The sequence below is a fragment of the Enterobacter sp. MGH85 genome (assembly GCF_001037655.1).
Taxonomy (GTDB): Bacteria; Pseudomonadota; Gammaproteobacteria; order Enterobacterales; family Enterobacteriaceae; genus Enterobacter; species Enterobacter intestinihominis.
The window spans coordinates 3,013,024-3,039,963 of sequence record NZ_KQ089925.1; the positions used below are offsets into that span (position 1 = coordinate 3,013,024).

At 52.6% G+C, this 26,940-nt stretch carries 21 protein-coding genes, 2 tRNA genes and 1 pseudogene; 16 read left to right on the top strand and 8 right to left on the bottom strand.

Annotated elements, in window-relative coordinates:
* The first annotated feature begins 15 nt into the window (after positions 1 to 15).
* From SK51_RS14170 to narI, 4 genes are read left to right on the top strand one after another with little or no spacing between them, the layout of a single operon-like run.
* Positions 16 to 3,759: a nitrate reductase subunit alpha gene (locus SK51_RS14170; RefSeq protein WP_048206776.1), complete on the top strand. Its 3,744-nt coding sequence runs from the start codon at positions 16 to 18 to the stop codon at positions 3,757 to 3,759.
* Complete coding sequence (gene narH, locus SK51_RS14175) at positions 3,756 to 5,291, top strand: nitrate reductase subunit beta (RefSeq protein WP_032624103.1); 1,536 nt, start codon at positions 3,756 to 3,758, stop codon at positions 5,289 to 5,291. Before SK51_RS14170 ends, narH begins: the two co-directional genes overlap by 4 nt.
* Positions 5,288 to 5,998 carry a nitrate reductase molybdenum cofactor assembly chaperone gene (gene narJ / locus SK51_RS14180; protein WP_023306422.1) on the top strand — a complete coding sequence of 237 codons (711 nt, stop codon included), beginning with the start codon at positions 5,288 to 5,290 and terminating at the stop codon, positions 5,996 to 5,998. The genes narH and narJ overlap by 4 nt, the downstream gene beginning before the upstream one ends.
* Positions 5,998 to 6,675 carry a respiratory nitrate reductase subunit gamma gene (gene narI / locus SK51_RS14185; protein ID WP_023306421.1) on the top strand — a complete coding sequence of 226 codons (678 nt, stop codon included), beginning with the start codon at positions 5,998 to 6,000 and terminating at the stop codon, positions 6,673 to 6,675. Before narJ ends, narI begins: the two co-directional genes overlap by 1 nt.
* A 211-nt stretch (positions 6,676 to 6,886) precedes the next feature.
* Here narI and SK51_RS14190 read toward each other — a convergent pair.
* The 4 genes from SK51_RS14190 to SK51_RS14205 form a co-directional block, all read right to left on the bottom strand.
* A tRNA-Tyr gene (locus SK51_RS14190) sits at positions 6,887 to 6,971 on the bottom strand.
* A gap of 34 nt (positions 6,972 to 7,005) precedes the next feature.
* Positions 7,006 to 7,090 (bottom strand) — tRNA-Tyr (locus SK51_RS14195).
* Between the two features lie 157 nt (positions 7,091 to 7,247).
* Positions 7,248 to 8,090, bottom strand: a complete 843-nt coding sequence (gene purU, locus SK51_RS14200) for a formyltetrahydrofolate deformylase (RefSeq protein WP_003856715.1) — start codon at positions 8,088 to 8,090, stop codon at positions 7,248 to 7,250.
* Between the two features lie 41 nt (positions 8,091 to 8,131).
* The gene (locus SK51_RS14205) at positions 8,132 to 8,596 is read right to left on the bottom strand and encodes a YchJ family protein (protein ID WP_023306420.1); all 465 of its coding nucleotides are present in this window, start codon (positions 8,594 to 8,596) and stop codon (positions 8,132 to 8,134) included.
* 113 nt (positions 8,597 to 8,709) lie between these two features.
* Here SK51_RS14205 and rssA point away from each other — a divergent pair, with 113 nt between their 5' ends.
* The 3 genes from rssA (at position 8,710) to galU (ending at position 11,820) form a co-directional block, all read left to right on the top strand.
* A complete protein-coding gene (gene rssA, locus SK51_RS14210; RefSeq protein WP_022648357.1) occupies positions 8,710 to 9,612 on the top strand; it encodes a patatin-like phospholipase RssA in 903 nt (300 codons plus the stop codon).
* An 89-nt stretch (positions 9,613 to 9,701) separates the two neighbouring features.
* A complete protein-coding gene (gene rssB / locus SK51_RS14215) occupies positions 9,702 to 10,715 on the top strand; it encodes a two-component system response regulator RssB (protein ID WP_003856721.1) in 1,014 nt (337 codons plus the stop codon).
* A gap of 199 nt (positions 10,716 to 10,914) precedes the next feature.
* A complete protein-coding gene (gene galU / locus SK51_RS14220) occupies positions 10,915 to 11,820 on the top strand; it encodes a UTP--glucose-1-phosphate uridylyltransferase GalU (RefSeq protein WP_022648355.1) in 906 nt (301 codons plus the stop codon).
* A gap of 201 nt (positions 11,821 to 12,021) precedes the next feature.
* Here galU and hns read toward each other — a convergent pair whose 3' ends face one another.
* Complete coding sequence (hns, locus tag SK51_RS14225) at positions 12,022 to 12,435, bottom strand: histone-like nucleoid-structuring protein H-NS (RefSeq protein WP_003856724.1); 414 nt, start codon at positions 12,433 to 12,435, stop codon at positions 12,022 to 12,024.
* A 550-nt stretch (positions 12,436 to 12,985) separates the two neighbouring features.
* Here hns and tdk point away from each other — a divergent pair.
* Positions 12,986 to 13,600, top strand: a complete 615-nt coding sequence (tdk, locus tag SK51_RS14230; RefSeq protein WP_032622434.1) for a thymidine kinase — start codon at positions 12,986 to 12,988, stop codon at positions 13,598 to 13,600.
* 68 nt (positions 13,601 to 13,668) lie between these two features.
* Here tdk and adhE read toward each other — a convergent pair whose 3' ends face one another.
* Positions 13,669 to 16,350 carry a bifunctional acetaldehyde-CoA/alcohol dehydrogenase gene (adhE, locus tag SK51_RS14235; protein ID WP_023300278.1) on the bottom strand — a complete coding sequence of 894 codons (2,682 nt, stop codon included), beginning with the start codon at positions 16,348 to 16,350 and terminating at the stop codon, positions 13,669 to 13,671.
* A gap of 480 nt (positions 16,351 to 16,830) precedes the next feature.
* Here adhE and SK51_RS14240 point away from each other — a divergent pair, with 480 nt between their 5' ends.
* From SK51_RS14240 to SK51_RS14275, 7 genes and pseudogenes are all read left to right on the top strand, one after another.
* Positions 16,831 to 17,478: a YchE family NAAT transporter gene (locus tag SK51_RS14240; RefSeq protein ID WP_017384236.1), complete on the top strand. Its 648-nt coding sequence runs from the start codon at positions 16,831 to 16,833 to the stop codon at positions 17,476 to 17,478.
* A 769-nt stretch (positions 17,479 to 18,247) separates the two neighbouring features.
* Positions 18,248 to 19,879, top strand: coding sequence for an oligopeptide ABC transporter substrate-binding protein OppA (oppA, locus tag SK51_RS14250; RefSeq protein ID WP_032676201.1), 1,632 nt, complete (start codon positions 18,248 to 18,250; stop codon positions 19,877 to 19,879).
* Between the two features lie 82 nt (positions 19,880 to 19,961).
* Positions 19,962 to 20,882, top strand: a complete 921-nt coding sequence (gene oppB, locus SK51_RS14255; protein WP_023306418.1) for an oligopeptide ABC transporter permease OppB — start codon at positions 19,962 to 19,964, stop codon at positions 20,880 to 20,882.
* Between the two features lie 12 nt (positions 20,883 to 20,894).
* On the top strand, positions 20,895 to 21,803 hold the full coding sequence (oppC, locus tag SK51_RS14260; RefSeq protein WP_015570372.1) for an oligopeptide ABC transporter permease OppC: 909 nt from the start codon (positions 20,895 to 20,897) through the stop codon (positions 21,801 to 21,803).
* Between the two features lie 11 nt (positions 21,804 to 21,814).
* The gene (locus SK51_RS14265; RefSeq protein WP_017384234.1) at positions 21,815 to 22,828 is read left to right on the top strand and encodes an ABC transporter ATP-binding protein; all 1,014 of its coding nucleotides are present in this window, start codon (positions 21,815 to 21,817) and stop codon (positions 22,826 to 22,828) included.
* The gene (gene oppF, locus SK51_RS14270; RefSeq protein ID WP_022648351.1) at positions 22,825 to 23,829 is read left to right on the top strand and encodes a murein tripeptide/oligopeptide ABC transporter ATP-binding protein OppF; all 1,005 of its coding nucleotides are present in this window, start codon (positions 22,825 to 22,827) and stop codon (positions 23,827 to 23,829) included. The genes SK51_RS14265 and oppF overlap by 4 nt, the downstream gene beginning before the upstream one ends.
* 14 nt (positions 23,830 to 23,843) lie before the next feature.
* A pseudogene (locus tag SK51_RS14275) lies at positions 23,844 to 24,712 on the top strand (ion transporter).
* Between the two features lie 31 nt (positions 24,713 to 24,743).
* Here SK51_RS14275 and SK51_RS14280 read toward each other — a convergent pair.
* A complete protein-coding gene (locus tag SK51_RS14280) occupies positions 24,744 to 25,073 on the bottom strand; it encodes an HI1450 family dsDNA-mimic protein (RefSeq protein WP_006810881.1) in 330 nt (109 codons plus the stop codon).
* Positions 25,074 to 25,106: 33 nt separating this feature from the next.
* Complete coding sequence (cls, locus tag SK51_RS14285) at positions 25,107 to 26,567, bottom strand: cardiolipin synthase (protein WP_048206777.1); 1,461 nt, start codon at positions 26,565 to 26,567, stop codon at positions 25,107 to 25,109.
* 143 nt (positions 26,568 to 26,710) lie between these two features.
* Here cls and SK51_RS25275 point away from each other — a divergent pair, with 143 nt between their 5' ends.
* Positions 26,711 to 26,884, top strand: a complete 174-nt coding sequence (locus SK51_RS25275; protein WP_017384232.1) for a YciY family protein — start codon at positions 26,711 to 26,713, stop codon at positions 26,882 to 26,884.
* Positions 26,885 to 26,940: the final 56 nt, after the last annotated feature.

Genomic DNA, 26,940 nt, shown 5'->3' on the forward strand with positions numbered 1-26,940 from the left:
CACAGGAGATACCCGATGAGCAAATTTTTGGACCGGTTTCGCTACTTCAAACAGAAGGGTGAAACTTTTGCCGATGGGCACGGCCAGGTTCTGGATACCAACCGGGACTGGGAAGACGGTTACCGTCAACGCTGGCAGCATGACAAAGTTGTCCGTTCTACCCACGGTGTAAACTGCACTGGCTCATGTAGCTGGAAGATTTTCGTTAAAAACGGTCTGGTGACCTGGGAAATGCAGCAGACCGACTATCCGCGTACCCGTCCGGATATGCCGAACCATGAACCGCGCGGCTGCCCGCGTGGGGCCAGCTACTCCTGGTATCTCTACAGCGCCAACCGTCTGAAATACCCGCTGATGCGTAAACGCCTGATGAAAATGTGGCGTGAAGCGAAAGTGCAGCACAGCGATCCGGTTGATGCATGGGCATCCATCATCGAGGACGCCGACAAAGCGAAAAGCTTCAAACAGGCGCGTGGTCGCGGTGGTTTCGTTCGTTCTTCCTGGAAAGAGGTGAACGAGCTGATTGCGGCCTCCAACGTCTATACCGTGAAAACTTACGGTCCTGACCGCGTGGCAGGCTTCTCGCCAATCCCGGCAATGTCGATGGTCTCTTACGCCTCCGGCGCGCGCTACCTTTCACTTATCGGCGGTACCTGTCTGAGCTTCTACGACTGGTACTGCGACCTGCCGCCAGCGTCGCCGCAGACCTGGGGCGAACAGACCGACGTGCCGGAGTCCGCTGACTGGTACAACTCCAGCTACATCATCGCCTGGGGCTCTAACGTTCCGCAGACCCGTACCCCTGATGCGCACTTCTTTACCGAAGTACGTTACAAAGGGACCAAAACCGTTGCCGTGACCCCGGACTACGCCGAAATCGCCAAACTGTGCGACCTGTGGCTGGCACCGAAACAGGGTACTGATGCCGCCATGGCGCTGGCGATGGGCCACGTCATGTTGCGTGAATTCCACCTCGACAAGCCAAGCCAGTATTTCACCGATTACGTGCGTCGCTACACCGACATGCCAATGCTGGTGATGCTTGAAGAGCGTGACGGCTATTACGCCGCTGGCCGTATGCTGCGTGCTGCGGATCTTGTGGACGCGCTGGGTCAGGAAAACAACCCGGAGTGGAAAACGGTCGCCTGCAACAGCAACGGCGAGCTGGTGGCGCCAAACGGTTCTATCGGCTTCCGCTGGGGAGAAAAAGGCAAATGGAACCTGGAACAGCGTAACGGCACCACGGGTGAAGAGACAGAACTTCGCCTCAGCATGCTGGGCAGCCAGGACGAAATCGCCGATGTCGGCTTCCCGTACTTTGGTGGTGAAGGTTCCGAGCACTTCAACAAGGTTGAGCTGCAAAACGTTCTGATGCACAAACTGCCGGTTAAGCGCCTGCAACTGGCGGACGGTTCTACCACTCTGGTCACTACGGTCTACGATCTGACCATGGCGAACTATGGCCTGGAGCGCGGTCTGAACGACGAAAACTGCGCGACCAGCTATGATGACGTGAAGGCTTATACACCAGCCTGGGCGGAGCAGATCACCGGTGTGCCACGCGCCCAAATCACCCGTATCGCCCGCGAATTTGCGGAAAACGCAGACAAAACTCACGGTCGCTCCATGATCATCGTCGGTGCCGGTCTGAACCACTGGTATCACCTCGATATGAACTATCGCGGCCTGATCAACATGCTGATCTTCTGTGGCTGCGTCGGGCAGAGCGGCGGCGGCTGGGCGCACTACGTGGGCCAGGAAAAACTGCGTCCGCAGACCGGCTGGCAGCCGCTGGCGTTTGCCCTTGACTGGCAGCGTCCGGCTCGTCACATGAACAGCACCTCCTACTTCTATAACCACTCCAGCCAGTGGCGCTACGAGACGGTGACCGCGCAGGAGCTGCTGTCGCCGATGGCAGATAAATCCCGCTACAGCGGCCATCTGATTGACTTCAACGTGCGCGCTGAACGCATGGGCTGGCTGCCGTCTGCACCGCAGTTGGGCACTAACCCGCTTCGCATTGCGGAAGCGGCGAAGAAAGCGGGCATGTCACCGGTGGACTACACCGTGAAATCGCTGAAGGATGGCTCAATCCGTTTTGCGGCAGAACAGCCTGAGAACGGCAAAAACCATCCGCGTAACCTGTTCATCTGGCGCTCCAACCTGCTGGGTTCGTCCGGTAAAGGCCATGAGTACATGCTGAAATACCTGCTCGGTACCGAAAACGGTATTCAGGGTAAGGATCTCGGCAAGCAGGGCGGCGTGAAGCCGGAAGAGGTGGAGTGGAAAGACAACGGTCTGGACGGCAAGCTGGATCTGGTGGTAACGCTGGACTTCCGTCTGTCCAGTACCTGCCTGTACTCCGATATCGTGCTGCCTACCGCCACCTGGTACGAAAAAGACGACATGAATACGTCGGATATGCATCCGTTTATTCATCCGCTGTCTGCGGCCGTTGACCCGGCGTGGGAATCAAAAAGCGACTGGGAAATCTATAAAGACATCGCGAAGAAATTCTCCGAAGTCTGTGTAGGGCACCTGGGCAAAGAGACCGACGTGGTGACGCTGCCAATCCAGCACGACTCCGCTGCCGAACTGGCGCAGCCGTTTGACGTTAAGGACTGGAAAAAAGGCGAATGCGATCTGATCCCGGGTGTGACCGCGCCGCACATTATTCCGGTTGAACGTGATTACCCGGCAACGTACGAGCGCTTTACCTCTATCGGTCCGCTGATGGAGAAGATCGGTAACGGCGGTAAAGGCATCGCCTGGAACACCCAGAGCGAAATGGACCTGCTGCGCAAGCTCAATTACACCAAAGCAGACGGCCCGGCCAAAGGCCAGCCAATGCTGAACACGGCAATTGATGCAGCGGAAATGATTCTGACCCTGGCACCGGAAACCAATGGCCACGTGGCGGTGAAAGCGTGGGCGGCTCTGAGTGAATTTACCGGCCGTGACCATACGCATCTGGCGAAGAATAAAGAAGAAGAGAAAATCCGCTTCCGCGATATTCAGGCTCAGCCGCGCAAGATTATCTCCAGCCCGACCTGGTCTGGCCTCGAAGATGAACATGTGTCCTATAACGCCGGATACACCAACGTTCACGAGCTGATCCCATGGCGCACGCTCTCTGGCCGTCAGTCTCTGTATCAGGATCACCAGTGGATGCGTGACTTCGGTGAAAGCCTGCTGGTTTACCGTCCGCCAATCGATACCCGCTCCGTGAAAGCGGTGATGGGGGCGAAATCAAACGGTAACCCTGAGAAGGCGCTGAACTTCCTGACGCCGCACCAGAAGTGGGGTATCCACTCCACCTACAGCGACAACCTGCTGATGCTGACGCTGTCACGCGGGGGGCCGATTGTCTGGATGAGCGAAGCGGACGCCAAAGATCTGGGTATCGAAGATAACGACTGGATCGAAGTGTTCAACAGCAACGGTGCCCTGACGGCACGTGCGGTGGTGAGCCAGCGTGTACCAGCCGGGATGACCATGATGTACCACGCGCAGGAACGTATCGTTAACCTGCCGGGTTCAGAGATCACCGAGCAGCGCGGCGGTATTCACAACTCTGTGACCCGTATTACGCCGAAACCGACGCATATGATCGGCGGCTATGCCCAGCTGGCCTACGGCTTTAACTACTACGGCACTGTAGGATCAAACCGCGATGAGTTCGTGGTGGTACGTAAGATGAAGAATATTAACTGGTTAGATGGCGAAGGTAATGACCAGGTACAGGAGAGCGTAAAATGAAAATTCGTTCACAAGTCGGCATGGTGCTGAATCTGGATAAATGCATCGGCTGTCATACCTGCTCAGTCACCTGTAAAAACGTCTGGACCAGCCGTGAAGGTATGGAGTACGCCTGGTTCAACAACGTGGAAAGTAAGCCGGGCACCGGCTTCCCGACCGACTGGGAAAACCAGGAGAAGTGGAAGGGTGGCTGGATCCGTAAAATCAACGGCAAACTGCAACCGCGCATGGGTAACCGTGCGATGCTGCTCGGTAAAATCTTTGCTAACCCGCATCTGCCGGGCATCGACGATTACTACGAGCCGTTTGATTACGACTATCAGAACCTGCACAACGCGCCGGAAAGCAAACACCAGCCGATCGCCCGTCCTCGCTCGCTGATCACCGGTAAGCGCATGGACAAAATTACCAGCGGTCCAAACTGGGAGGAAATTCTGGGCGGCGAGTTCGAAAAACGCGCCAAAGACCAGAACTTCGAGAACATGCAGAAGGCGATGTACGGCCAGTTCGAAAACACTTTCATGATGTATCTGCCGCGCCTGTGCGAACACTGCCTTAACCCGGCGTGCGTGGCGACCTGCCCAAGCGGCGCCATCTACAAGCGTGAAGAAGATGGCATTGTGCTGATCGACCAGGACAAGTGCCGCGGCTGGCGTATGTGCATCACCGGCTGCCCGTACAAAAAAATCTACTTCAACTGGAAGAGCGGTAAGTCAGAGAAGTGCATCTTCTGCTATCCGCGCATCGAAGCCGGTATGCCGACCGTCTGCTCTGAGAGCTGCGTAGGGCGTATCCGCTACCTCGGCGTGCTGCTGTACGACGCGGATGCGATTGAAAATGCCGCAAGCACCGAGAACGAGAAAGATCTGTATCAGCGTCAGCTGGACGTCTTCCTCGATCCGAACGATCCGAAGGTGATCGAGCAGGCGCTGAAAGACGGTATTCCGCAGAGCGTGATTGACGCCGCACAGCAGTCCCCGGTGTACAAAATGGCGATGGACTGGAAGCTGGCGCTGCCGCTGCACCCGGAATACCGCACGTTGCCGATGGTCTGGTACGTGCCGCCGCTGTCTCCGATTCAGTCTGCGGCTGACGCAGGTGAACTGGGCAGCAACGGCATTCTGCCGGACGTGGAAAGCCTGCGTATTCCGGTTCAGTATCTGGCCAACCTGCTGACGGCCGGGGATACCCAGCCGGTGCTGCTGGCGCTGAAACGTATGCTGGCGATGCGTCACTTCAAACGTGCGGAAACCGTTGACGGCGTTAACGATACCCGCGCGCTGGAAGAGGTCGGCCTGACCGAAGCGCAGGCGCAGGAGATGTACCGCTATCTGGCAATCGCTAACTACGAAGATCGTTTCGTGGTGCCGAGCAGTCACCGCGAGCTGGCTCGCGAGGCCTTCCCGGAGAAAAGTGGGTGTGGCTTTACCTTTGGCGACGGTTGCCACGGGTCAGACAGCAAATTCAACCTGTTCAACAGCCGCCGCATCGACGCGATGGATGTGACCAGCAAAACGGAGCCGCACCAATGATTGAACTCGTCATTGTTTCGCGTCTGCTCGAGTACCCTGATGCTGCGCTTGTGCAGCATCAGCAGGAACTCTTTGATGCACTCGCGTCATCTGAAAACCTGGATAAAGAGGATGCCCAGTCGCTGGGCATTTTCCTCCGCGACCTGCTGGCGCGCGATCTTCTTGATGCGCAGGCGGACTACAGCCAGCTGTTTGACCGTGGTCGTGCCACGTCTCTATTGCTGTTCGAACACGTTCACGGTGAATCCCGCGACCGTGGTCAGGCGATGGTGGATCTGATGGCCCAGTACGAGCAGCACGGTTTGCAACTCGACAGCCGCGAGCTGCCGGATCACCTGCCTCTGTACCTGGAATATCTGGCGCAGCTGCCGAAAGAGGAAGCGCTGGGCGGGTTGCAGGACATCGCTCCCATTCTGGCGTTGCTCGGCGCACGTCTCCAGCAACGTGAGAGCAATTATGCAGTCCTGTTCGATCTGCTGGTGAAACTGGCTAACGCCTCGGTTGACAGTCAAAAAGTGGCGGAAAAAATTGCGGATGAAGCCCGTGACGACACCCCACAAGCACTGGATGCCGTCTGGGAAGAAGAACAGGTGAAATTCTTTGCTGACCAGAGCTGTGGCGAATCTGAAATCTCCGCGCATCAGCGTCGTTTTGCCGGAGCGGTGGCTCCGCAATATTTGAATATCTCTAACGGAGGACAGCACTAATGCACTTCCTGAATATGTTCTTCTTTGACATTTACCCGTATATCGCGGGCACCGTGTTCCTGGTGGGAAGCTGGCTGCGTTATGACTATGGCCAGTACACCTGGCGTGCTGCCTCCAGCCAGATGCTGGATCGTAAAGGGATGAACCTGGCGTCAAACCTGTTCCACATCGGGATTTTGGGTATTTTCGCCGGTCATTTCCTGGGGATGCTGACGCCGCACTGGATGTACGAAGCGTGGCTGCCGATTGAAGTGAAGCAGAAGATGGCGATGCTCGCCGGTGGCGCTTGCGGCGTGATGACCCTGGTGGGTGGGCTGCTGCTGCTGAAACGCCGTCTGTTCAGCCCACGCGTGCGGGCTACCACGACCGGAGCGGACATCCTGATCCTCTCCCTGCTGATGGTGCAGTGTGCGCTGGGTCTGCTGACCATTCCATTCTCTGTGCAGCATATGGACGGCAGCGAGATGATGAAGCTGGTGGGATGGGCGCAGTCTGTCGTGACCTTCCGCGGTGGTGCCTCTGAGCATCTGGACGGCGTGGCGTTCATCTTCCGCGTTCACCTGGTGCTGGGTATGACCCTGTTTGTGCTGTTCCCGTTCTCTCGCCTGGTGCACATCTGGAGTGCGCCGGTGGAGTACCTGACGCGCAAATATCAGATCGTGCGTGCTCGTCGCTGATTCGCTGTATTGATACAACCCCGCATTTGCGGGGTTTTTTTTGTCCTGGAACCAGGGTTTCGTGCGGATGCCGGGTGGCGGCTGCGCCTTACCCGGCCTACGGAATTCACTATGCTCGGATCGAACCCTGGTCGAAGCTTCTCATCTTTCCCCGCATGGGAGAACCATGGGGCATTGTGCTTTTGGAGAGTGCTAAAGAATCTGGAAGTGATGGTGGTGGGGGAAGGATTCGAACCTTCGAAGTCGATGACGGCAGATTTACAGTCTGCTCCCTTTGGCCGCTCGGGAACCCCACCAGGGGTAATTCATATTTTGAGGTAAAGCTGGAGATGGTGGTGGGGGAAGGATTCGAACCTTCGAAGTCGATGACGGCAGATTTACAGTCTGCTCCCTTTGGCCGCTCGGGAACCCCACCACGGGGTAATGCTTTTAACTGGCCTGCTTCCTGTTGGAAGCGGGGCGCATCATATCAAATGAGACGCCCCTGTAAAGCATTCCTTTAGGAAAATGAAGCTGTTTGCCTGCTTTTTATCCGTAAAGGCGTAAAGCTAATCAATTCATTTTCCGAAGGATTAAAGAATAATCGTTCTGTTGCCGTACACAAAGACGCGCTGAGCAAGTACCTGATAAAGCGCACGGCTCAGTACGTTCTTCTCAACGTCACGGCCAGCACGCATCATATCTTCTGCCGTGTAGGTGTGATCCACGTGGATCACGTCCTGCATGATGATTGGGCCTTCGTCCAGATTATCATTTACGTAGTGCGCGGTTGCGCCAATGATCTTCACCCCACGCTCGTACGCCTGGTGGTACGGACGCGCGCCAATAAAGGCTGGCAGGAAGGAGTGGTGGATGTTGATAATTTTGTTCGGGAAGCGCGCCACGAAGGATGGCGTCAGCACGCGCATGTATTTTGCCAGCACCACGTAGTCCGGGTTATGCGCTTCAATCGCAGCAGCCATCAGGTTGTCGTGCTCTTCGCGGGTATGACCTTCATGGCTGACCAGTTCAAACGGAATGTCGAAACGTTCAACCAGCGTACGCAGCGTCTCGTGGTTGCCAATGACGGCGGCAATTTCGACGTCCAGGCCACCGTAGTTGGCTTTCATCAGCAGATCGCCCAGGCAGTGCGCCTCTTTGGTGACCAGAATGACAATGCGGCGACGACCCGCCGGGTTTAGCTCGCGCACCGAGCCTTCCGGCAGGGCGCTGTCCAGATCGGCAAGCAGGGTTGTGTCGTTGAAAATACCTTCCAGCTCGGTACGCATAAAGAAGCGACCGGTACGGTGGTCAACGAACTCGTTGTTCTGCACGATATTCAGTTCATGCTTGTAGCAAATGTTGGTAATTCGTGCGATCAGTCCTTTTTGATCGGGACAGATAGTGCGCAGAACTTTACGTTGTAATGATTGCATCGCCGGGAAATCCTGTTTATGTATTTGCGAAATCTGAGTTGTCAGGCATTACTGCCGCAACACTTTTTAAATTTTTTTCCTGAACCACAGGGGCAGGGATCGTTACGACCGAATTGCGGACGTGTGCCGTCAATATAATACCATTGCCCGCTGTCGTTTAAGAACCGTGAGCGTTCAATGATGGCGCCGGGTTTGTTTTGTTCGCTAAAGCGGGCGACAAAACTGACATAGCCCTCGTTGGCATCGCGGCCGGGAGCGGCATCAAAGACGGTAAGGCCCAGCCAGACGGTGTTGGCAAATCCGGCTTCAATCTCTTGCCGAAAATCGGCAGCATCACAGGACGGATGCCAGGTTTTAATCAGGTAGTCTGCGTTTTTGATCACAAAAGCAGTATACCGCGAGCGCATAAGGTGTGACGGGTCTGGTGCAACCTGCTCGCCAGAAAGATATCGCTGGCAACATAGGCTATACTCCAGAGCGCTACCACAGGGGCAGAGTTGAGACACGATTCTCTTCCTGGAACAAAAAATAAGGCGTTAAACGCTTAAGGTAGCAATATGTTAACTGAGCAGGTGCGTTGACGCTATGTCGGGAATCCAGGGGAAGTAAAACAGGGCTAATGAGAAAGGTAAAAATTGGACTGGCGTTGGGCTCAGGTGCAGCCCGGGGTTGGTCACATATTGGCGTTATCAATACCTTAAACCAGATGGGGATTGACGTTGATATTGTCGCAGGATGTTCTATCGGGTCGCTGGTCGGATCCGCGTACGCCTGCGGTAAGCTCCCGCAGCTTGAAAGCTGGGTGCGCTCCTTTAGTTACTGGGATGTACTGCGCCTGATGGATCTCTCCTGGCAGCGTGGCGGCCTGCTGCGCGGCGAACGCGTATTCAATCAGTTTCGTAAGATAATGCCCCTCGCTGACTTCAGCCACTGCCAAATGCCTTTCGGCGCCGTTGCAACCAACCTCAGTACGGGCAGGGAGTTATGGCTCACCGAAGGGGATATTCATCTCGCCGTTCGCGCATCCTGTAGCATGCCTGGGTTAATGGCGCCTGTGCCTCATAATGGCTACTGGCTCGTTGATGGTGGCGTGGTGAATCCTGTCCCCATCTCTCTGACGCGCGCCATGGGGGCAGATATCGTCATAGCAGTGGATTTACAGCACGACGCTCACCTTATGCAGCAGGATTTGATGCCGGTTAATCTTCAGAGCGATGATGCGGAAGAAGAGAAACTTGCCTGGCATGCGCGTTTACGCGGCAGAATAGGGCGCCTGACTGCCCGTCGCACGGTGACCGCGCCGAACGCCATTGAAATCATGACGACCTCCATTCAAATTCTTGAGAATCGCCTGAAGCGAAACCGTATGGCTGGCGATCCTCCGGATATTCTTATTCAGCCCTATTGTCCACAAATCTCTACCCTTGATTTCCACCGGGCTGAGGCCGCCATAGCAGCGGGCTCGTTAGCCGTCGAAAAGAAAATAGATGAACTGTTGCCTTTTGTGCGTACAGCACGTTAAGCACTTTTTTGATTACTTCAGCAAAATCTGACAGGCGATAGTACCAATAGCATGCCACTATTGAGTAACTGTCAGCCAGGGGAGGAACCATGACACAGCCATTGGCCGGAAAACATATTTTGATAGTAGAAGACGAGCCCGTTTTCCGATCGCTACTGGATTCGTGGTTATCCTCACTGGGTGCAACCACGTCCCTTGCCGAAGATGGCGTCGAGGCACTGGAAAAAATGGCCAGCATGGCGCCTGATCTGATGATCTGCGATCTCGAGATGCCGCGCATGGACGGATTAATGCTGGTGGAAAATCTGCGTAACGAAGGTTATCAGACACCGATACTGGTGATCTCGGCAACCGAAAATATGGCGGATATTGCTAAGGCGTTGCGTTTGGGTGTGCAGGATATCCTGCTCAAACCGGTTAAAGATTTAAACCGACTGCGTGAAACGGTGTTGGCCTGCCTGTATCCCAATATGTTTAATTCCCGGGTGGAAGAAGAAGAACGTCTTTTCCAGGACTGGGATGCTTTAGTCAGTAATCCGCTCGCGGCCGCGAAGCTGCTTCAGGAACTTCAGCCGCCGGTGCAGCAAAATATCTCTCATTGCAGAGTAAATTATCGCCAGCTGGTAGCGGCTGACCAGCCTGGACTGGTGCTGGATATTGCGCCGCTATCAGATTCCGACCTCGCTTTTTATTGCCTGGATGTTACCCGAGCGGGTGATAACGGCGTTCTGGCGGCCTTATTACTCCGTGCGCTGTTTAATGGATTGCTACAGGAACAATTATCCCATCAGGGGCAACGACTTCCTGAGTTAGGCAGTTTACTAAAACAGGTCAACCAACTTTTTCGCCAGGCCAATTTGCCGGGGCAGTTCCCGCTTCTGGTTGGCTATTATCACAGCGGGTTGAATAACCTTATTCTGGTCTCTGCTGGATTAAATGCCACGCTGAATACCGGCGAACATCATATACAGGTGAGTAACGGTGTGCCGTTGGGAACGTTGGGTAATACTTACCTTAATCAAATTAGCCATCGCTGCACCTCCTGGCAGTGCCAAATTTGGGGTGCCGGTGGGCGGTTACGCTTAATGTTGTCCACGGAGTAAGTAGTCAGATTTTATTTTTCAGATTGCTTTACCTGTGTTTTTGCTGGCAGTGCTACTATCGCTGCAAGTTTCATGCGTATTTGTCTTAATTGATCGGCAACGCGTTCTTTTCAGACCCGTATTAGTGGCTGAGACTGTATACTCAACGCGTTATTCAATGCATAAAAGTTCAAAACTTGAACAGTTCAGGAGAATTTCAATGGCTGCCCTAAATTCGAAAGTCAGAAAGGCCGTTATCCCGGTGGCGGGATTGGGTACCAGGATGTTGCCAGCGACGAAGGCAATCCCAAAAGAGATGCTGCCTCTGGTTGATAAGCCATTAATCCAGTATGTCGTGAATGAGTGTATTGCGGCAGGTATCACCGAAATTGTACTGGTGACGCATTCATCTAAAAACTCTATCGAAAACCATTTCGATACCAGTTTCGAACTTGAAGCAATGCTGGAAAAACGCGTAAAGCGCCAGCTGCTGGAGGAAGTGCAGTCTATTTGCCCTCCACACGTTACCATTATGCAGGTTCGTCAGGGCCTGGCGAAGGGCCTGGGACACGCAGTATTGTGTGCACATCCGGTAGTGGGTGATGAGCCGGTCGCGGTTATTCTGCCAGACGTGATCCTTGATGAGTATGAGTCCGATCTTTCCCAGGAAAACCTGGCGGAAATGATTAAACGCTTCGACGAAACCGGCAGCAGCCAGATTATGGTTGAGCCAGTCGACGATGTGACTGCTTACGGTGTGGTTGACTGCAAAGGTGTTGCCCTGCAACCTGGTGAAAGCGTACCGATGGTTGGCGTTGTTGAAAAACCTAAAGCGGACGTCGCGCCGTCTAACCTTGCTGTCGTTGGCCGTTACGTACTGAGTGCTGAAATCTGGGCGCTGCTGGCCAAAACGCCTCCGGGTGCGGGCGATGAAATCCAGCTGACGGATGCTATCGATATGCTGATCGAGAAAGAGACCGTGGAAGCCTACCATATGAAAGGTAAGAGCCATGACTGCGGTAATAAGCTCGGTTATATGCAGGCATTCGTCGAATATGGCATTCGCCATAACAGCCTGGGTGAAGAATTTAAAGCCTGGCTCAAAGGTAGCGTGGGTATTAAGTAATAAACTCACGGACCAGTGAACAAGACCGGTGTGGCGATGCCCACCGGTTTTTTTATGCCTGTCGATCCGTAATTGGCTGGAGATTGTCAAGGACGTTAAATAGTGAGCCAGGCAATATGACAGAATGTAAGGAGATGTTTGGGGAATATTATGGGCATAAAAAATCCCGCATTAAGCGGGATTTTTCAGAATCTTTCCAGATTAATCCTTGATCAGGAAGTCATCCAGTTGTTTACCTTGTTCGTCCATAGCTTTCTTGATTACAGCAGGAGTACGACCCTGGCCGGTCCAGGTTTTCTCTTCGCCGTTCTCGTCGATGTAGCTATATTTAGCAGGACGTGCTGCGCGTTTTGCTTTGGTACCGGTTTTAGCCGCAGCCATGCTGTTCAGCAATTCGTTTGGATCGATACCATCGGCAATCAGCATTTCGCGATACTGTTGCAGTTTACGTGTACGTTCTTCGATTTCAGCCGCTGCTGCGCTTTCTTCTTCACGACGTTCGTTAACGACAACTTCTAATTTTTCGAGCATCTCTTCAAGCGTTTCAAGGGTACATTCTCTTGCCTGCGCACGAAGAGTACGGATGTTGTTCAGAATTTTAAGTGCTTCGCTCATTGTAGTAATCTCAAACTTATAATGGGGGTGGGTTTGTTGTCCTAATAATAGAGCGTTAATTTCACTTGTGCAATAGGTTGGAATGTAAGGAATTCAAAAAATGCAAAATTAATGACGCTATTATTAATTACGCTAACTTAAATTTCATTGTTTGCTGGGGCGATGAGATATCGTTTCAAACGGCAAAAGCGCGTCATTTGCATGTTTGTTTTGTGACTTTTACCTCAGGAATTATAGTTGCGGTTGATAAATATCAGCCTTTCGTATTACTCCGGCTAAGCGCAGCGAACAGAAGAATAGTTAATAAATAGTGAATTTTAAAGATTGCAGAAGCCACTATAAAAAGAAGTGTTATCTCCGGTGTCGAGCTCGCCTTATTGTCCGTGCTAAAAGCCTTTACTGTCTGTTTTAACGCATTATTTTGCGCTATCAACGAAGAGTTTATTGGTGCAGAACAGCCTGGAGCACGCAGCCCGCCGCTGATGACAATACAAAATATGGTACAATGATCCATCGGGAATATTACACATTGATTAGGGTTCTTCGGCCAATGGCACAACTTTATTTCTACTATTCGGCAATGAATGCAGGGAAATCGACGGCGTTACTGCAATCCTCATACAATTATCAGGAGCGGGGGATGCGTACCGTTGTTTATACCGCCGAAATCGACGATCGCTTTGGGGCAGGGAAGGTAAGCTCAAGAATAGGGCTCTCGTCGCCTGCAAGGCTGTTTAACCCTGAAACGGACCTGCTTGAGGACATTCGTGCCCAGCATGCCTCTAAGCCTGTCCATTGCGTGCTGGTAGATGAAAGCCAGTTCCTGACCCGCGAGCAGGTCCATGCGCTTTCAGAGGTCGTTGATGAGCTGGATATTCCCGTTCTTTGCTATGGATTACGCACTGACTTTCGCGGTGAGTTATTTGCCGGTAGCCAGTATCTGCTCGCCTGGTCGGATAAGCTGGTTGAGCTGAAAACTATCTGCTTTTGTGGCCGCAAGGCAAGTATGGTTCTTCGCCTGGACCAGTCGGGTAAGCCTTATGCTGATGGCGAGCAGGTGGTGATAGGGGGCAATGAACGTTATGTCTCGGTCTGCCGCAAGCATTATAAAGAGGCGCTGGCTGTAGGCTCGCTGACGGCGTTACAGGGCGACAATCGCAAATAAAAAAAATGTCTTACGGATCCTCAGATATAAAAAAACCCGCCAGCGGCGGGTTTTTTTCACACTGTCAATCAAGCATTTTTCTTCGCTTTCTTGTCAGCTTTTACAACTGCGGGGATGTCTACTTTTACGGCAGCGACATCGCTTTCAGTGAAGTTACGACCGTAATAGGTATCCAGCAGGATCTGTTTCAGTTCGGAAATCAGTGGGTAGCGCGGGTTGGCACCAGTACACTGGTCATCGAATGCATCTTCAGACAGCTTATCTACGTGAGCGAGGAAGTCAGCTTCCTGAACGCCTGCTTCGCGGATAGATTTAGGAATACCCAGTTCAGCCTTCAGGCTTTCCAGCCATGCCAGCAGTTTCTCGATCTTCGCTGCAGTACGGTCGCCCGGTGCGCTTAGACCCAGGTGGTCTGCGATTTCAGCGTAGCGACGACGAGCTTGCGGACGGTCGTACTGGCTGAATGCAGTCTGCTTGGTTGGGTTGTCGTTGGCGTTATAGCGGATAACGTTGCTGATCAACAGGGCGTTCGCCAGACCGTGAGGAATGTGGAACTGTGAACCCAGCTTGTGCGCCATGGAGTGACAGACACCCAGGAAGGCGTTAGCAAATGCAATGCCCGCGATGGTTGCCGCACTGTGTACACGTTCACGAGCTACAGGGTTTTTCGCACCTTCGTTGTAAGAAGCTGGCAGGTTTTCTTTCAGCAGTTTCAGTGCCTGTAAAGCCTGACCGTCAGAGAACTCAGAAGCCAGTACGGAAACGTAAGCTTCCAGGGCGTGAGTTACCGCATCCAGACCACCGAACGCACACAGTGATTTCGGCATTTCCATGACCAGGTTGGCGTCAACGATAGCCATATCTGGCGTCAGTGCGTAGTCAGCCAGCGGATATTTCTGACCCGTTGCGTCATCAGTCACAACAGCAAATGGCGTCACTTCTGAACCGGTACCGGAAGTGGTGGTGACGGCGATCATTTTCGCTTTCACGCCCATTTTCGGGAACTTGTAGATACGTTTACGGATATCCATAAAGCGCAGCGCCAGTTCTTCGAAGTGGGTTTCCGGATGCTCGTACATGACCCACATAATTTTCGCGGCGTCCATTGGGGAACCGCCACCCAGTGCGATGATCACATCAGGTTTGAAGGAGTTAGCCAGTTCAGCGCCTTTACGTACAACGCTCAGGGTTGGGTCAGCTTCAACTTCAAAGAAGACTTCAGTTTCGACGCCAGACGCTTTCAGAACAGAGGTGATCTGGTCTGCATAGCCATTGTTGAACAGGAAACGGTCAGTCACGATGAGCGCACGTTTGTGGCCATCAGTAATCACTTCGTCCAGCGCGATTGGCAGAGAGCCGCGGCGGAAGTAGATAGATTTCGGAAGTTTGTGCCACAACATGTTTTCAGCTCGCTTAGCAACGGTTTTCTTGTTGATCAGGTGTTTTGGACCAACGTTTTCAGAGATGGAGTTACCACCCCAGGAACCACAACCCAGAGTCAGGGAAGGTGCGAGTTTGAAGTTATACAGGTCACCGATACCACCCTGAGAAGCAGGGGTGTTGATCAGGATACGTGCCGTCTTCATCTTCTGACCGAAGTAAGCAACACGCTCTGGCTGGTTATCCTGGTCGGTGTACAGGCAAGAGGTGTGGCCGATACCGCCCATCGCCACCAGCTTCTCTGCTTTTTCTACCGCGTCATCGAAATCTTTCGCACGGTACATTGCCAGTGTCGGGGACAGTTTTTCGTGAGCAAACGGCTCACTTTCATCAACGACTTTCACTTCACCAATCAGAATCTTGGTGGTAGCAGGGACGCTAAAGCCGGCGAGTTCAGCGATTTTATACGCTGGCTGACCTACGATAGCTGCGTTCAGTGCACCATTTTTCAGAATCACGTCCTGAACGGCTTTCAGTTCTTTACCTTGCAACAGGTAGCCGCCGTGGCTGGCGAAACGTTCACGAACGGCGTCGTATACCGAATCAACCACGACAACAGACTGTTCAGATGCACAGATAACGCCGTTATCGAAGGTTTTTGACATCAGCACAGAGGCAACTGCACGCTTGATATCTGCCGTTTCGTCGATCACAACAGGGGTATTACCTGCGCCTACGCCGATGGCTGGTTTACCGGAGCTGTATGCTGCTTTAACCATACCAGGGCCGCCGGTCGCCAGGATTAAGTTAATGTCCGGGTGATGCATCAGGGCGTTGGACAGTTCAACAGAAGGCTGGTCGATCCAACCGATCAGATCTTTTGGCGCACCCGCAGCAATGGCAGCCTGAAGCACGATATCCGCTGCTTTGTTGGTGGCGTCTTTCGCACGTGGATGCGGGGAGAAAATGATTGCGTTACGTGTTTTCAGACTGATAAGAGATTTGAAGATGGCGGTAGAGGTTGGGTTAGTGGTTGGAACGATACCGCAAATAATGCCGATGGGTTCAGCGATAGTGATGGTGCCAAAAGTGTCGTCTTCTGACAGCACACCGCAGGTTTTCTCATCTTTATAGGCGTTGTAGATATACTCTGAAGCAAAGTGGTTTTTGATCACTTTATCTTCAACGATACCCATACCGGATTCGGTAACGGCCATTTTAGCGAGAGGGATTCGAGCATCTGCAGCAGCCAGAGCGGCCGCGCGGAAGATTTTATCAACCTGTTCTTGGGTGAAATTGGCATATTCACGCTGGGCTTTTTTCACGCGCTCGACGAGGGCGTTCAGTTCAGCGATATTGGTAACAGCCATAATGCTCTCCTGATAATGTTTAAACTCTTTTAGTAAACCAGCGCTCGATACGTCTGACAGTATAGTCAGAGCCGATCCCACTTGCGTAACACACAGTAAAACAAAGGATTACTCACTGCTTCCGCTCACTAATTTACTAAAAGAGCCTTACCTTAGCATCATACCTTTTTGATAGGTGATCTCCCTGGCGGCGTAACCAAGATTACTCACTTCTGAGTACGAAAATTATGATCAAGATCAATTTTGTCCTAAGCTGATACCTTTCAGCAGGGTTATTTTGTGCTAATTATTCCAGTGTTAAATAATTAAGTAACTATTGGAAGTGGCGCTATCATTGATTATACAAATGTTTAACATCATGAATTGATAACGTTTTAGAACAGATTTCTGGTGAAGTGTGCGGCTAAAAAGCGTATCTTCAGCGCGGATTTATCATTACACGCTGTCTCTCCCTGACCATGCTCAATTGCGGAGCTTAATGTGATTCAAACGCTCTTTGATTTCCCTACATATTTCAAGTTTTTTATTGGCTTGTTTGCCCTGGTCAACCCGGTAGGGATTATCCCTGTCTTCATCAGTATGACCAGCTATCAGACAGCCGCCGCGCGAAATAAAACCAACCTGACGGCAAACCTGTCGGTGGCGATTATCTTGCTTACGTCTCTTTATCTGGGGGACGCCATTCTTCAGGTCTTCGGCATCTCGATTGATTCATTCCGAATAGCAGGCGGGATCCTGGTGGTGACGATTGCCATGTCGATGATCAGCGGCAAGCTGGGGGAGGATAAACAGAATAAGCAGGAAAAATCAGAGACAGCTATCCGCGAGAGCATCGGCGTGGTGCCACTGGCACTGCCGCTGATGGCGGGCCCGGGGGCAATCAGCTCTACCATTGTATGGGGAACACGCTATCACAGCCTGATGCACCTGATTGGCTTCTCTGTCGCCATTGCCCTGTTCGCACTTTGCTGCTGGGGCGTATTTCGTATGGCGCCATGGCTGGTTCGCTTGCTGGGACAAACGGGCATCAACGTGATTACCCGTATCATGGGTCTGTTGTTAATGGCGTTAGGCATCGAATTTATCGTTACCGGTATAAAAAGTATATTCCCCGGATTAGTACACTGACTTTCGTTTGAAAGAGCGGAGCCAGCGGCTCCGTTTTTTTACGTGAATATCAGCAAATCATATAAATAAAGTTGAAATACGCACCAGCCATAATAAGTTCTACTAATAACCCTCTTTTGTTGATTTTCAAGAGGTTGTTTATTTTCAGTTTGCTTCTCTGCCCATAAATCCTTCAAACGCTCTGTTATTTTACTCACATGATACTCTGGGGCTTGCTGACAGATAACCGAAATGATATTAGTAATTTCGACGCTGACCCAGACGAATGTGCTAAATAATAACCAGATGTTAAATTTTCGTGAAAAATCGTTCGAATTTGTCATGTCATCGCACCAGTCACGAGAGAACTCTACAACTGAATGTATTGTAAGGGTTTTACTTGTTTTTGGCGTGAAAGGTGGTCGGCGGCATAGCTACGCCTGACTCCGTAAAAGAGAAATGCTTAACAAATTTGCAAAATGTATTGGCGAGAGTTGGCACCATTTGGTACTTTCCGGCCTTATATTTTGCGGCATTAAACAAGTTGATGAGAACTATTTTCATATAGACCTCACTTAAGCTTTCCAGCACACCTCACTGACAGGGGAGAGGTGTAAAGAATCGACGCAAGATCGCCGTACGAGCGGTCAGTAATAATGAAGTCGATGATAGCAAGAAGTAAAAAAAGAACCTGACAGCAGCAAAAAAAACTCCTGCGCTGTACAGGCCCCAACAGGGGATTACACTACTGGCGAAGGCCAGTCATAATAATGAGTGGAGTATCAACACAATGTCCATCATCACAAAAAAAAGTCTGGTAGCGGCGGGGATTTTAACTGCGCTAATCGCGGGCAACGCTGCAATGGCTGCGGACGTTCCTGCTGGTGTTCAGCTGGCTGAGAAGCAAACGCTGGTACGTAATAACGGTGCGGAAGTGCAGTCTCTTGATCCGCACAAAATTGAAGGTGTTCCAGAGTCTAACGTTAACCGCGATCTGTTTGAAGGTCTGCTGGTGACTGACGTAGACGGCCACCCGGCTCCGGGCGTGGCGGAAAAATGGGACAACAAAGATTTTAAAGTCTGGACCTTCCATCTGCGTAAAGATGCCAAATGGTCTGACGGTACGCCGGTTACCGCCGAAGATTTCGTCTATAGCTGGCAGCGTCTGGCGGATCCGAATACCGCCTCCCCGTACGCGAGTTACCTCCAGTATGGCCATATCGCCAATATTGATGACATCATCACGGGTAAAAAGCCAGTAACCGACCTGGGCGTAAAAGCCATCGATGCCAAGACTTTTGAAGTGACGTTGAGCGAACCTGTTCCGTACTTCTATAAGTTGCTGGTTCACCCGTCCGTTTCTCCGGTACCAAAATCCGCGGTAGAAAAATTTGGTGAAAAATGGACGCAGCCTGCGAAAATCGTGACCAACGGTGCATATAAGCTGAAGGACTGGGTCGTTAACGAGCGTATGGTGCTGGAGCGCAACCCGCAGTATTGGGATAATGCCAAGACGGTTATCAATCAGGTCACCTACCTGCCAATCTCTTCTGAGGTAACGGACGTAAACCGCTACCGCAGCGGCGAAATCGACATGACCTATAACAACATGCCGATTGAACTGTTCCAGAAGCTGAAAAAAGAGATCCCGAAAGAAGTTCACGTCGATCCGTATCTGTGCACCTACTATTATGAAATTAACAACCAGAAAGCACCGTTCACCGACGTACGTGTTCGTACCGCACTGAAGCTGGCTCTGGATCGCGACATTATCGTGAATAAAGTGAAGAATCAGGGCGACCTGCCGGCTTACAGCTACACCCCGCCTTACACCGACGGTATGAAGCTTGTTGAACCTGAATGGTTCAAATGGTCCCAGGAAAAACGTAACGAAGAAGCGAAAAAGCTGCTGGCTGAAGCGGGCTATACCGCCGACAAGCCGCTGACGTTTAGTCTGCTGTACAACACCTCCGATCTGCATAAAAAACTGGCTATTGCCGTCGCGTCAATCTGGAAGAAAAATCTCGGCGTGAACGTGAAGCTGGAAAATCAGGAATGGAAAACCTTCCTCGATACGCGCCATCAGGGAACCTTTGACGTGGCACGTGCAGGATGGTGTGCAGACTATAACGAACCGACCTCATTCCTGAACACCATGCTCAGCGACAGTTCGAACAATACCGCACACTATAAGAGCCCGGCGTTTGATAAGCTGATTGGCGATACCCTGAAAGTGGCAGATGACGCCCAGCGCGCCGATCTGTACGCGAAATCAGAACAACAGCTCGATAAAGACTCTGCGATCGTTCCGGTTTACTACTACGTTAACGCCCGCCTGGTGAAACCATGGGTAGGGGGTTATACCGGTAAAGACCCGTTGGATAATATTTCCGTTAAGAATCTTTATATTATCAAGCATTAATGGCAATACGTGGGGCGAGCGAGCTTGCCCCACTGTGTCTATTTTGTAACATTCATCAGGCACACGCCAGAAGGTACGGGCAATGTTGAAATTTATCCTGCGTCGCTGTCTTGAAGCGATTCCAACGTTATTTATTCTAATTACAATTTCCTTCTTTATGATGCGTCTTGCGCCGGGCAGTCCTTTTACCGGTGAACGCACGCTTCCGCCAGAAGTTATGGCCAACATCGAAGCGAAATACCATTTAAACGATCCTATCACCACGCAGTACTTCAACTATCTGAAGCAACTTGCACACGGTGATTTTGGTCCGTCATTCAAATATAAAGACTATTCCGTTAACGAGCTGGTGGCGTCCAGCTTCCCGGTATCGGCTAAATTAGGGGCTGCTGCATTTATCCTGGCCGTTGTTCTCGGTGTCACTGCGGGCGTTATCGCCGCACTAAAACAAAATACCCGATGGGATTACGCCGTAATGGGGGTCGCAATGACCGGGGTGGTTATCCCCAGCTTCGTTGTCGCGCCGTTGCTGGTCATGATATTCGCGATAACCCTTAAATGGCTGCCCGGGGGCGGCTGGAATGGCGGGGCGCTGAAGTTCATGATATTGCCGATGGTGGCATTATCTCTGGCCTACATTGCCAGTATCGCCCGTATTACGCGTGGTTCAATGATTGAAGTCCTGCATTCGAACTTTATCCGTACCGCCCGAGCGAAAGGGTTGCCGATGCGCCGGATTATTTTCCGTCACGCTCTCAAGCCTGCACTGTTACCGGTGCTCTCCTATATGGGTCCTGCTTTCGTCGGCATTATTACGGGTTCAATGGTGATTGAAACCATTTATGGCCTGCCAGGCATCGGGCAGTTGTTTGTTAACGGGGCGCTTAACCGTGACTATTCGCTGGTGCTGAGCCTGACGATCCTCGTGGGCGCGCTGACCATACTCTTTAATGCCGTTGTCGATGTGCTGTATGCCGTTATCGATCCGAAAATCCGTTACTAACTGGAGCACGCCATGATGTTGAGTAAGAAAAACAGCGAGGCGCTGGAAAACTTCAGTGAAAAGCTGGAGGTCGAAGGTCGTAGCCTTTGGCAGGACGCCCGCCGTCGTTTTATGCATAACCGTGCCGCCGTTGCCAGCCTGGTCGTGCTGGTGCTTATCGCGCTTTTCGTAACCCTTGCGCCAATGCTCTCTCAGTTCACCTATTTCGATACGGACTGGGGCATGATGTCCAGCGCGCCGGATATGGAATCCGGGCACTATTTCGGTACCGACTCCTCCGGGCGTGATTTGCTGGTGCGTGTGGCGATTGGCGGCCGTATCTCCCTGATGGTTGGCATCGCAGCGGCGCTGGTGGCGGTAATTGTCGGCACGCTTTACGGTTCGCTTTCCGGTTACCTCGGCGGGAAAGTGGACTCCGTGATGATGCGTATGCTTGAAATCCTGAACTCCTTCCCGTTCATGTTCTTCGTCATTCTGCTGGTGACCTTCTTTGGTCAAAATATCCTGCTGATCTTCGTGGCGATCGGGATGGTGTCCTGGCTGGATATGGCGCGTATTGTGCGCGGCCAGACGCTGAGCCTTAAACGTAAGGAGTTTATCGAAGCCGCACAGGTTGGTGGCGTTTCTACCGCCAATATTGTGGTGCGTCATATCGTTCCTAACGTGCTGGGCGTGGTGGTGGTATACGCCTCCCTGCTGGTGCCAAGTATGATCTTGTTTGAATCTTTCCTGAGCTTTCTGGGATTAGGTACGCAAGAGCCGTTGAGTAGCTGGGGCGCTCTGTTAAGTGACGGCGCAAACTCCATGGAAGTGTCACCGTGGTTACTGCTGTATCCGGCGGGCTTCCTGGTCGTCACCCTGTTCTGTTTCAACTTTATCGGCGATGGCCTGCGTGATGCCCTCGACCCGAAAGACCGTTAAGGAGCGCCGTCATGACCATTATTGAAACGGCAACCGCGCCACAGGCGCAACAGCGGACCAGCGCACTGCTGGACGTTAAAGACCTCCGCGTGACGTTTAAAACCCCCGACGGTGATGTGACTGCCGTTAACGATCTCAACTTCGACCTGCGTGCCGGTGAAACGCTGGGCATTGTGGGCGAATCCGGTTCCGGTAAATCCCAGACCGCATTCGCGCTGATGGGCCTGCTGGCATCAAACGGCGTGATAGGGGGTTCGGCGACGTTTAACGGGAAAGAGATCCTGAATTTGCCGGAACATGAGCTGAACAAGCTGCGCGCCGAGCAGATTTCAATGATTTTCCAGGATCCGATGACCTCCCTGAACCCCTATATGCGGGTGGGTGAACAGCTGATGGAAGTGCTGATGCTCCACAAGGGGCTGGGCAAAGCCGAAGCGTTTGAAGAGTCCGTCAAAATGCTGGATGCGGTGAAAATGCCTGAAGCACGCAAGCGCATGCGCATGTATCCGCACGAGTTCTCCGGCGGTATGCGTCAGCGAGTCATGATCGCGATGGCATTGCTTTGCCGGCCAAAACTGCTGATCGCTGATGAACCAACCACCGCCCTTGACGTGACCGTCCAGGCGCAGATCATGACGTTGCTGAACGAGCTGAAGCGTGAGTTCAACACCGCCATCATCATGATCACCCACGATTTAGGCGTCGTTGCCGGGATCTGCGACAAAGTGTTAGTCATGTATGCAGGCCGCACGATGGAATACGGTAATGCCCGCGATGTGTTCTACCAGCCAGCCCACCCGTACTCTATCGGGCTGCTGAATGCCGTACCGCGCCTCGATGCGGAAGGGGAGTCGCTGCTGACTATCCCGGGCAACCCGCCAAACCTGCTGCGTTTGCCAAAAGGCTGCCCGTTCCAGCCACGCTGTCCGCATGCGATGGAAATCTGTAACAGCGCACCGCCGCTGGAAGCGTTTGCCCCAGGCCGTCTACGCGCCTGCTTTAAGCCGCTGGAGGAGCTGGTATGAACGCAATCGACGAAAAAAGAAATGTGCTGCTCGAAATCGCTGACCTGAAGGTCCATTTCGATATCAAAGACGGTAAACAGTGGTTCTGGCAGCCTGCCAAAACCCTGAAAGCGGTGGATGGCGTCACGCTACGCCTGTACGAAGGGGAGACCCTGGGCGTGGTGGGCGAATCCGGCTGCGGCAAGTCGACATTTGCGCGTGCGATCATCGGCCTGGTGAAAGCCACCGACGGGAAAGTGGCCTGGCTTGGCAAAGATCTGCTGGGGATGAAGCCGGATGAATGGCGCAATGTGCGCAGTGATATCCAGATGATTTTCCAGGATCCTCTGGCGTCCCTGAACCCGCGTATGACCATTGGCGAAATCATTGCCGAGCCGCTGCGCACCTATCATCCGAAGATGCCGCGCCAGGAAGTTCGCGATCGGGTGAAAGCGATGATGCTGAAGGTGGGTCTGTTGCCTAACCTCATCAACCGCTACCCTCACGAGTTTTCCGGCGGTCAGTGCCAGCGTATCGGTATCGCACGCGCGTTGATCCTTGAACCGAAACTGATTATCTGTGATGAGCCGGTTTCGGCGCTGGACGTTTCCATCCAGGCCCAGGTGGTTAACCTGCTACAGAAACTGCAACGGGAAATGGGGCTGTCGCTGATCTTCATCGCCCACGATCTGGCGGTGGTAAAACACATTTCAGACCGTGTGCTGGTCATGTATCTGGGCCACGCCGTGGAACTGGGCACGTATGATGAGGTGTACCATAATCCGCTGCACCCTTATACCAAAGCGCTGATGTCTGCGGTTCCCGTTCCGGATCCCGATCTGGAAAAAAATAAAACCATTCAGCTTCTGGAAGGTGAACTGCCTTCGCCAATCAACCCGCCTTCAGGCTGCGTATTCCGTACGCGATGCCCAATAGCCGGGCCGGAATGTGCAAAAACACGGCCGGTTCTGGAGGGCAGTTTCCGACATGCGGTTTCCTGCCTGAAAGTAGACCCGTTATAATCGCAAGGGCTGACATGATGTCAGCCCTTATTTTTTAGAGGTTAATGTGTCGCGATTATTCACGTCGGCCCGTCAGCGGCTTTATCACCTTTTATTTGATCCAGAAACGGTTTCCGGTCGCCGTTTCGAGGGTCTGTGTGGCTTATTTGCGCTGATTAGCGTCATTATTATCTTTATCGAATCCGGTGCCGGAACGCAGTACCACATGACGTATGAGGAGTGGCACGTTTTTGTCTGGCTGGAATTGATCGTCACGCTGGTGTTTACCGCAGAGTATGTGCTGAGGGTCATTAGCTGGCCAAATCCGGCGAAATACGTTTTCAGCTTCTGGGGATTTATTGATTTAGCCACTATCCTGCCGCTGTATGTCATGTGGCTGTGGCCTGAGATCAGCCTGAATTATGTGTTTGCCTGGCGCGCAATGCGGGCGATTCGTGTGTTACGAATTCTGAAGCTGCTGCGCTTTATGCCGTCGCTGAGGGTTTTTTGGGTCGCCATTGTCAGCGCCCGCCACCAGCTTATTCTCTTCTATTCGTTTATTGCTATCGTGATGATCGTTTTTGGCTCCCTGATGTATTTAATCGAAGGGCCAAAATACGGGTTTACCACGCTTAATGCGTCGGTTTACTGGGCTATCGTCACGGTGACCACCGTGGGCTATGGCGACATTACCCCGCATACGCCGCTCGGACGTATTGTGGCATCGATTCTTATCCTGATCGGTTATTCGGTAATAGCGATACCGACGGGGCTAATTACCACCCATATGAGCAGCGCCTTCCAGAACAGCAAGCAGCAACGCAAATGTCCGAATTGTCAGCAGGGAAATCATGAACCCGGGGCGCGGTTTTGTCACCGCTGTGGAAATGCTTTGCCGGATTAAATAAAAAAGGCTGCGCGGGCAGCCTTTTTTATTATTCGCGCCAGAGAATATGGCACAGCTTATGGTCTTTCTCGCGGCACAGCAGGACGCGGGCAAAGATGTCGTTAATTTCTCCGCCGTCTTCATCTGCCAGGCCAATTACCACCTCAGCGAAGAAGTCCGGGTTGAGATCAAAATCGACGTGTTCGGCCCAGTCTTCAGACGGATCGAACAGCTCAGCACCGCCACGCTCTTCAAATTGCAGGTTGAAAAGAATGACGTCAGCAGGGTCGAGATTATCGACCGCCAGCTCGAGAAAAATATCGTAGGCCTGTTCGAGCGTTTCGTCTTCGGTCAGGCGATTGTTCAGATCCATTTCCATGATGACTACCTGTTAAACATCGTTGGGCACGTTTTACAGCAACGGACTAAAGAAGTAAAACAGTCGTTCGGTAATTCGCTGCCACAGCGGACGTTTCGCCCACAGTCTGGCGTCCAGCAGGCGTGAGCGGGAGATATAATCATCCTGAACCGCCGCCAGATCGCCGCCGAAACCGGCGTCATCAATGACCAGCGTTATTTCAAAATTCAGCCACAGACTGCGCATATCGAGGTTGACGGTACCCACCAGGCTCAGCTCTCCGTCTACCAGCACGCTCTTGGTGTGTAACAGACCGCCTTCGAACTGATAGATTTTAACGCCCGCGGCCAGCAGCTCACTAAAGAACGCGCGACTTGCCCACCCGACCAGCAGCGAATCGTTCTTGCGCGGCATAATAATGCTCACATCCACTCCGCGCTGTGCCGCTGTACAGATGGCGTGCAGAAGGTCGTCGCTGGGGACGAAATAGGGCGTGGTCATGATCAGATATTCCCGCGCTGAGTACGCGGCGGTAAGCAGTGCCTGATGGATCAGATCTTCCGGGAAGCCAGGACCGGAGGCGATAGTGTGGATAGTGTGCCCGCTGGCTTCCTCAAACGGCATGATATTGCCATCCGGCGGCGGGGGAAGAATGCGTTTACCGGTTTCAATTTCCCAGTCGCACGAATAGACGATGCCCATAGAGGTTGCCACCGGGCCTTCCATGCGAGCCATCAAATCGATCCATTGCCCCACGCCGGAATCCTGTTTAAAGAAGCGGGGGTCGACCATGTTCATGCTGCCGGTGTAGGCGATATAGTTATCGATCAGGACCATTTTCCGGTGCTGACGAAGATCCATGCGGCGCAGAAAGACGCGCATAAGATTCACTTTCAGCGCCTCGACCACCTCGATACCGGCGTTGCGCATCATGCCTGCCCACGGGCTACGGAAAAAGGCCACGCTGCCGGCGGAGTCCAGCATCAGGCGGCAGTGGATACCGCGACGTGCAGCGGCCATCAGCGATTCGGCGACCTGGTCCGCCATGCCGCCCGGCTGCCAGATATAAAACACCATCTCGATATTATGCCGGGCGAGCTGGATATCACGGATCAGCGCCTGCATCACGTCATCGGAAGAGGTCATCAGTTGCAGCTGATTGCCTTTTACCCCAGCAATGCCCTGGCGGCGTTCGCACAGCTTGAACAAAGATGCGGCCACGCTGCTGTTCTCTTCGGCGAAGATATGCTTGCAGGCTTTAAGGTCGGCAAGCCATTTTGCCGTGGAGGGCCACATGGCACGGGCGCGTTCGGCCCGGCGTTTACCCAGATGAAGTTCACCGAAAGAGAGATAGGCGATGATGCCCACCAGCGGCAGAATGTAGATAATCAGAAGCCAGGCCATGGCGGAAGGCACCGCTCTGCGTTTCATCAGAATGCGCAACGTCACCCCGGCAATTAACAGCCAGTATCCTAAAATGACCAGCCAACTCACCACGGTGTAGAAGGTTGTCATAAATAAAAAATCCTTTTGAAAGCGTATTGTTATGAGTTTACGCATCAGGATTCATCTGGCAAATAAAAACGGCAGATAAAAGCGCTGGTTTGCCGCCTGCTTAGGCATATAATGGCATCTCTGTTAGAGAAAGAGTTGTAGACATGAAGCGCAGTAGAACTGAAGTAGGGCGCTGGCGCATGTTGCGACAGGTGAGTCGTCGTAAGGCTCGTTGGCTGGAAGCACAATCCCGCCGCAATATGCGTATCCACGCCATCAGAAAATGTGGCCTGAACAGACACCGTAACGCGCTGCTGTTCGCGGTCCAGGATATCTGAAAAGCATGAGGGGCACCGTAAAGGTGCCCATTAAACATCCAGACTATCAATTTTTG

What these genes read in the sequence shown, in the direction of transcription:
- SK51_RS14170 (WP_048206776.1), top strand. Translation starts at nt 16, where the DNA reads ATGAGCAAATTTTTGGACCGGTTTCGCTACTTCAAACAGAAGGGTGAA.
- narH (WP_032624103.1), top strand. Translation starts at nt 3,756, where the DNA reads ATGAAAATTCGTTCACAAGTCGGCATGGTGCTGAATCTGGATAAATGC.
- narJ (WP_023306422.1), top strand. Translation starts at nt 5,288, where the DNA reads ATGATTGAACTCGTCATTGTTTCGCGTCTGCTCGAGTACCCTGATGCT.
- narI (WP_023306421.1), top strand. Translation starts at nt 5,998, where the DNA reads ATGCACTTCCTGAATATGTTCTTCTTTGACATTTACCCGTATATCGCG.
- purU (WP_003856715.1), bottom strand. Translation starts at nt 8,090, where the DNA reads ATGCAATCATTACAACGTAAAGTTCTGCGCACTATCTGTCCCGATCAA.
- rssA (WP_022648357.1), top strand. Translation starts at nt 8,710, where the DNA reads ATGAGAAAGGTAAAAATTGGACTGGCGTTGGGCTCAGGTGCAGCCCGG.
- rssB (WP_003856721.1), top strand. Translation starts at nt 9,702, where the DNA reads ATGACACAGCCATTGGCCGGAAAACATATTTTGATAGTAGAAGACGAG.
- galU (WP_022648355.1), top strand. Translation starts at nt 10,915, where the DNA reads ATGGCTGCCCTAAATTCGAAAGTCAGAAAGGCCGTTATCCCGGTGGCG.
- hns (WP_003856724.1), bottom strand. Translation starts at nt 12,435, where the DNA reads ATGAGCGAAGCACTTAAAATTCTGAACAACATCCGTACTCTTCGTGCG.
- tdk (WP_032622434.1), top strand. Translation starts at nt 12,986, where the DNA reads ATGGCACAACTTTATTTCTACTATTCGGCAATGAATGCAGGGAAATCG.
- adhE (WP_023300278.1), bottom strand. Translation starts at nt 16,350, where the DNA reads ATGGCTGTTACCAATATCGCTGAACTGAACGCCCTCGTCGAGCGCGTG.
- oppA (WP_032676201.1), top strand. Translation starts at nt 18,248, where the DNA reads ATGTCCATCATCACAAAAAAAAGTCTGGTAGCGGCGGGGATTTTAACT.
- oppB (WP_023306418.1), top strand. Translation starts at nt 19,962, where the DNA reads ATGTTGAAATTTATCCTGCGTCGCTGTCTTGAAGCGATTCCAACGTTA.
- oppC (WP_015570372.1), top strand. Translation starts at nt 20,895, where the DNA reads ATGATGTTGAGTAAGAAAAACAGCGAGGCGCTGGAAAACTTCAGTGAA.
- SK51_RS14265 (WP_017384234.1), top strand. Translation starts at nt 21,815, where the DNA reads ATGACCATTATTGAAACGGCAACCGCGCCACAGGCGCAACAGCGGACC.
- oppF (WP_022648351.1), top strand. Translation starts at nt 22,825, where the DNA reads ATGAACGCAATCGACGAAAAAAGAAATGTGCTGCTCGAAATCGCTGAC.
- SK51_RS14280 (WP_006810881.1), bottom strand. Translation starts at nt 25,073, where the DNA reads ATGGAAATGGATCTGAACAATCGCCTGACCGAAGACGAAACGCTCGAA.
- cls (WP_048206777.1), bottom strand. Translation starts at nt 26,567, where the DNA reads ATGACAACCTTCTACACCGTGGTGAGTTGGCTGGTCATTTTAGGATAC.
- SK51_RS25275 (WP_017384232.1), top strand. Translation starts at nt 26,711, where the DNA reads ATGAAGCGCAGTAGAACTGAAGTAGGGCGCTGGCGCATGTTGCGACAG.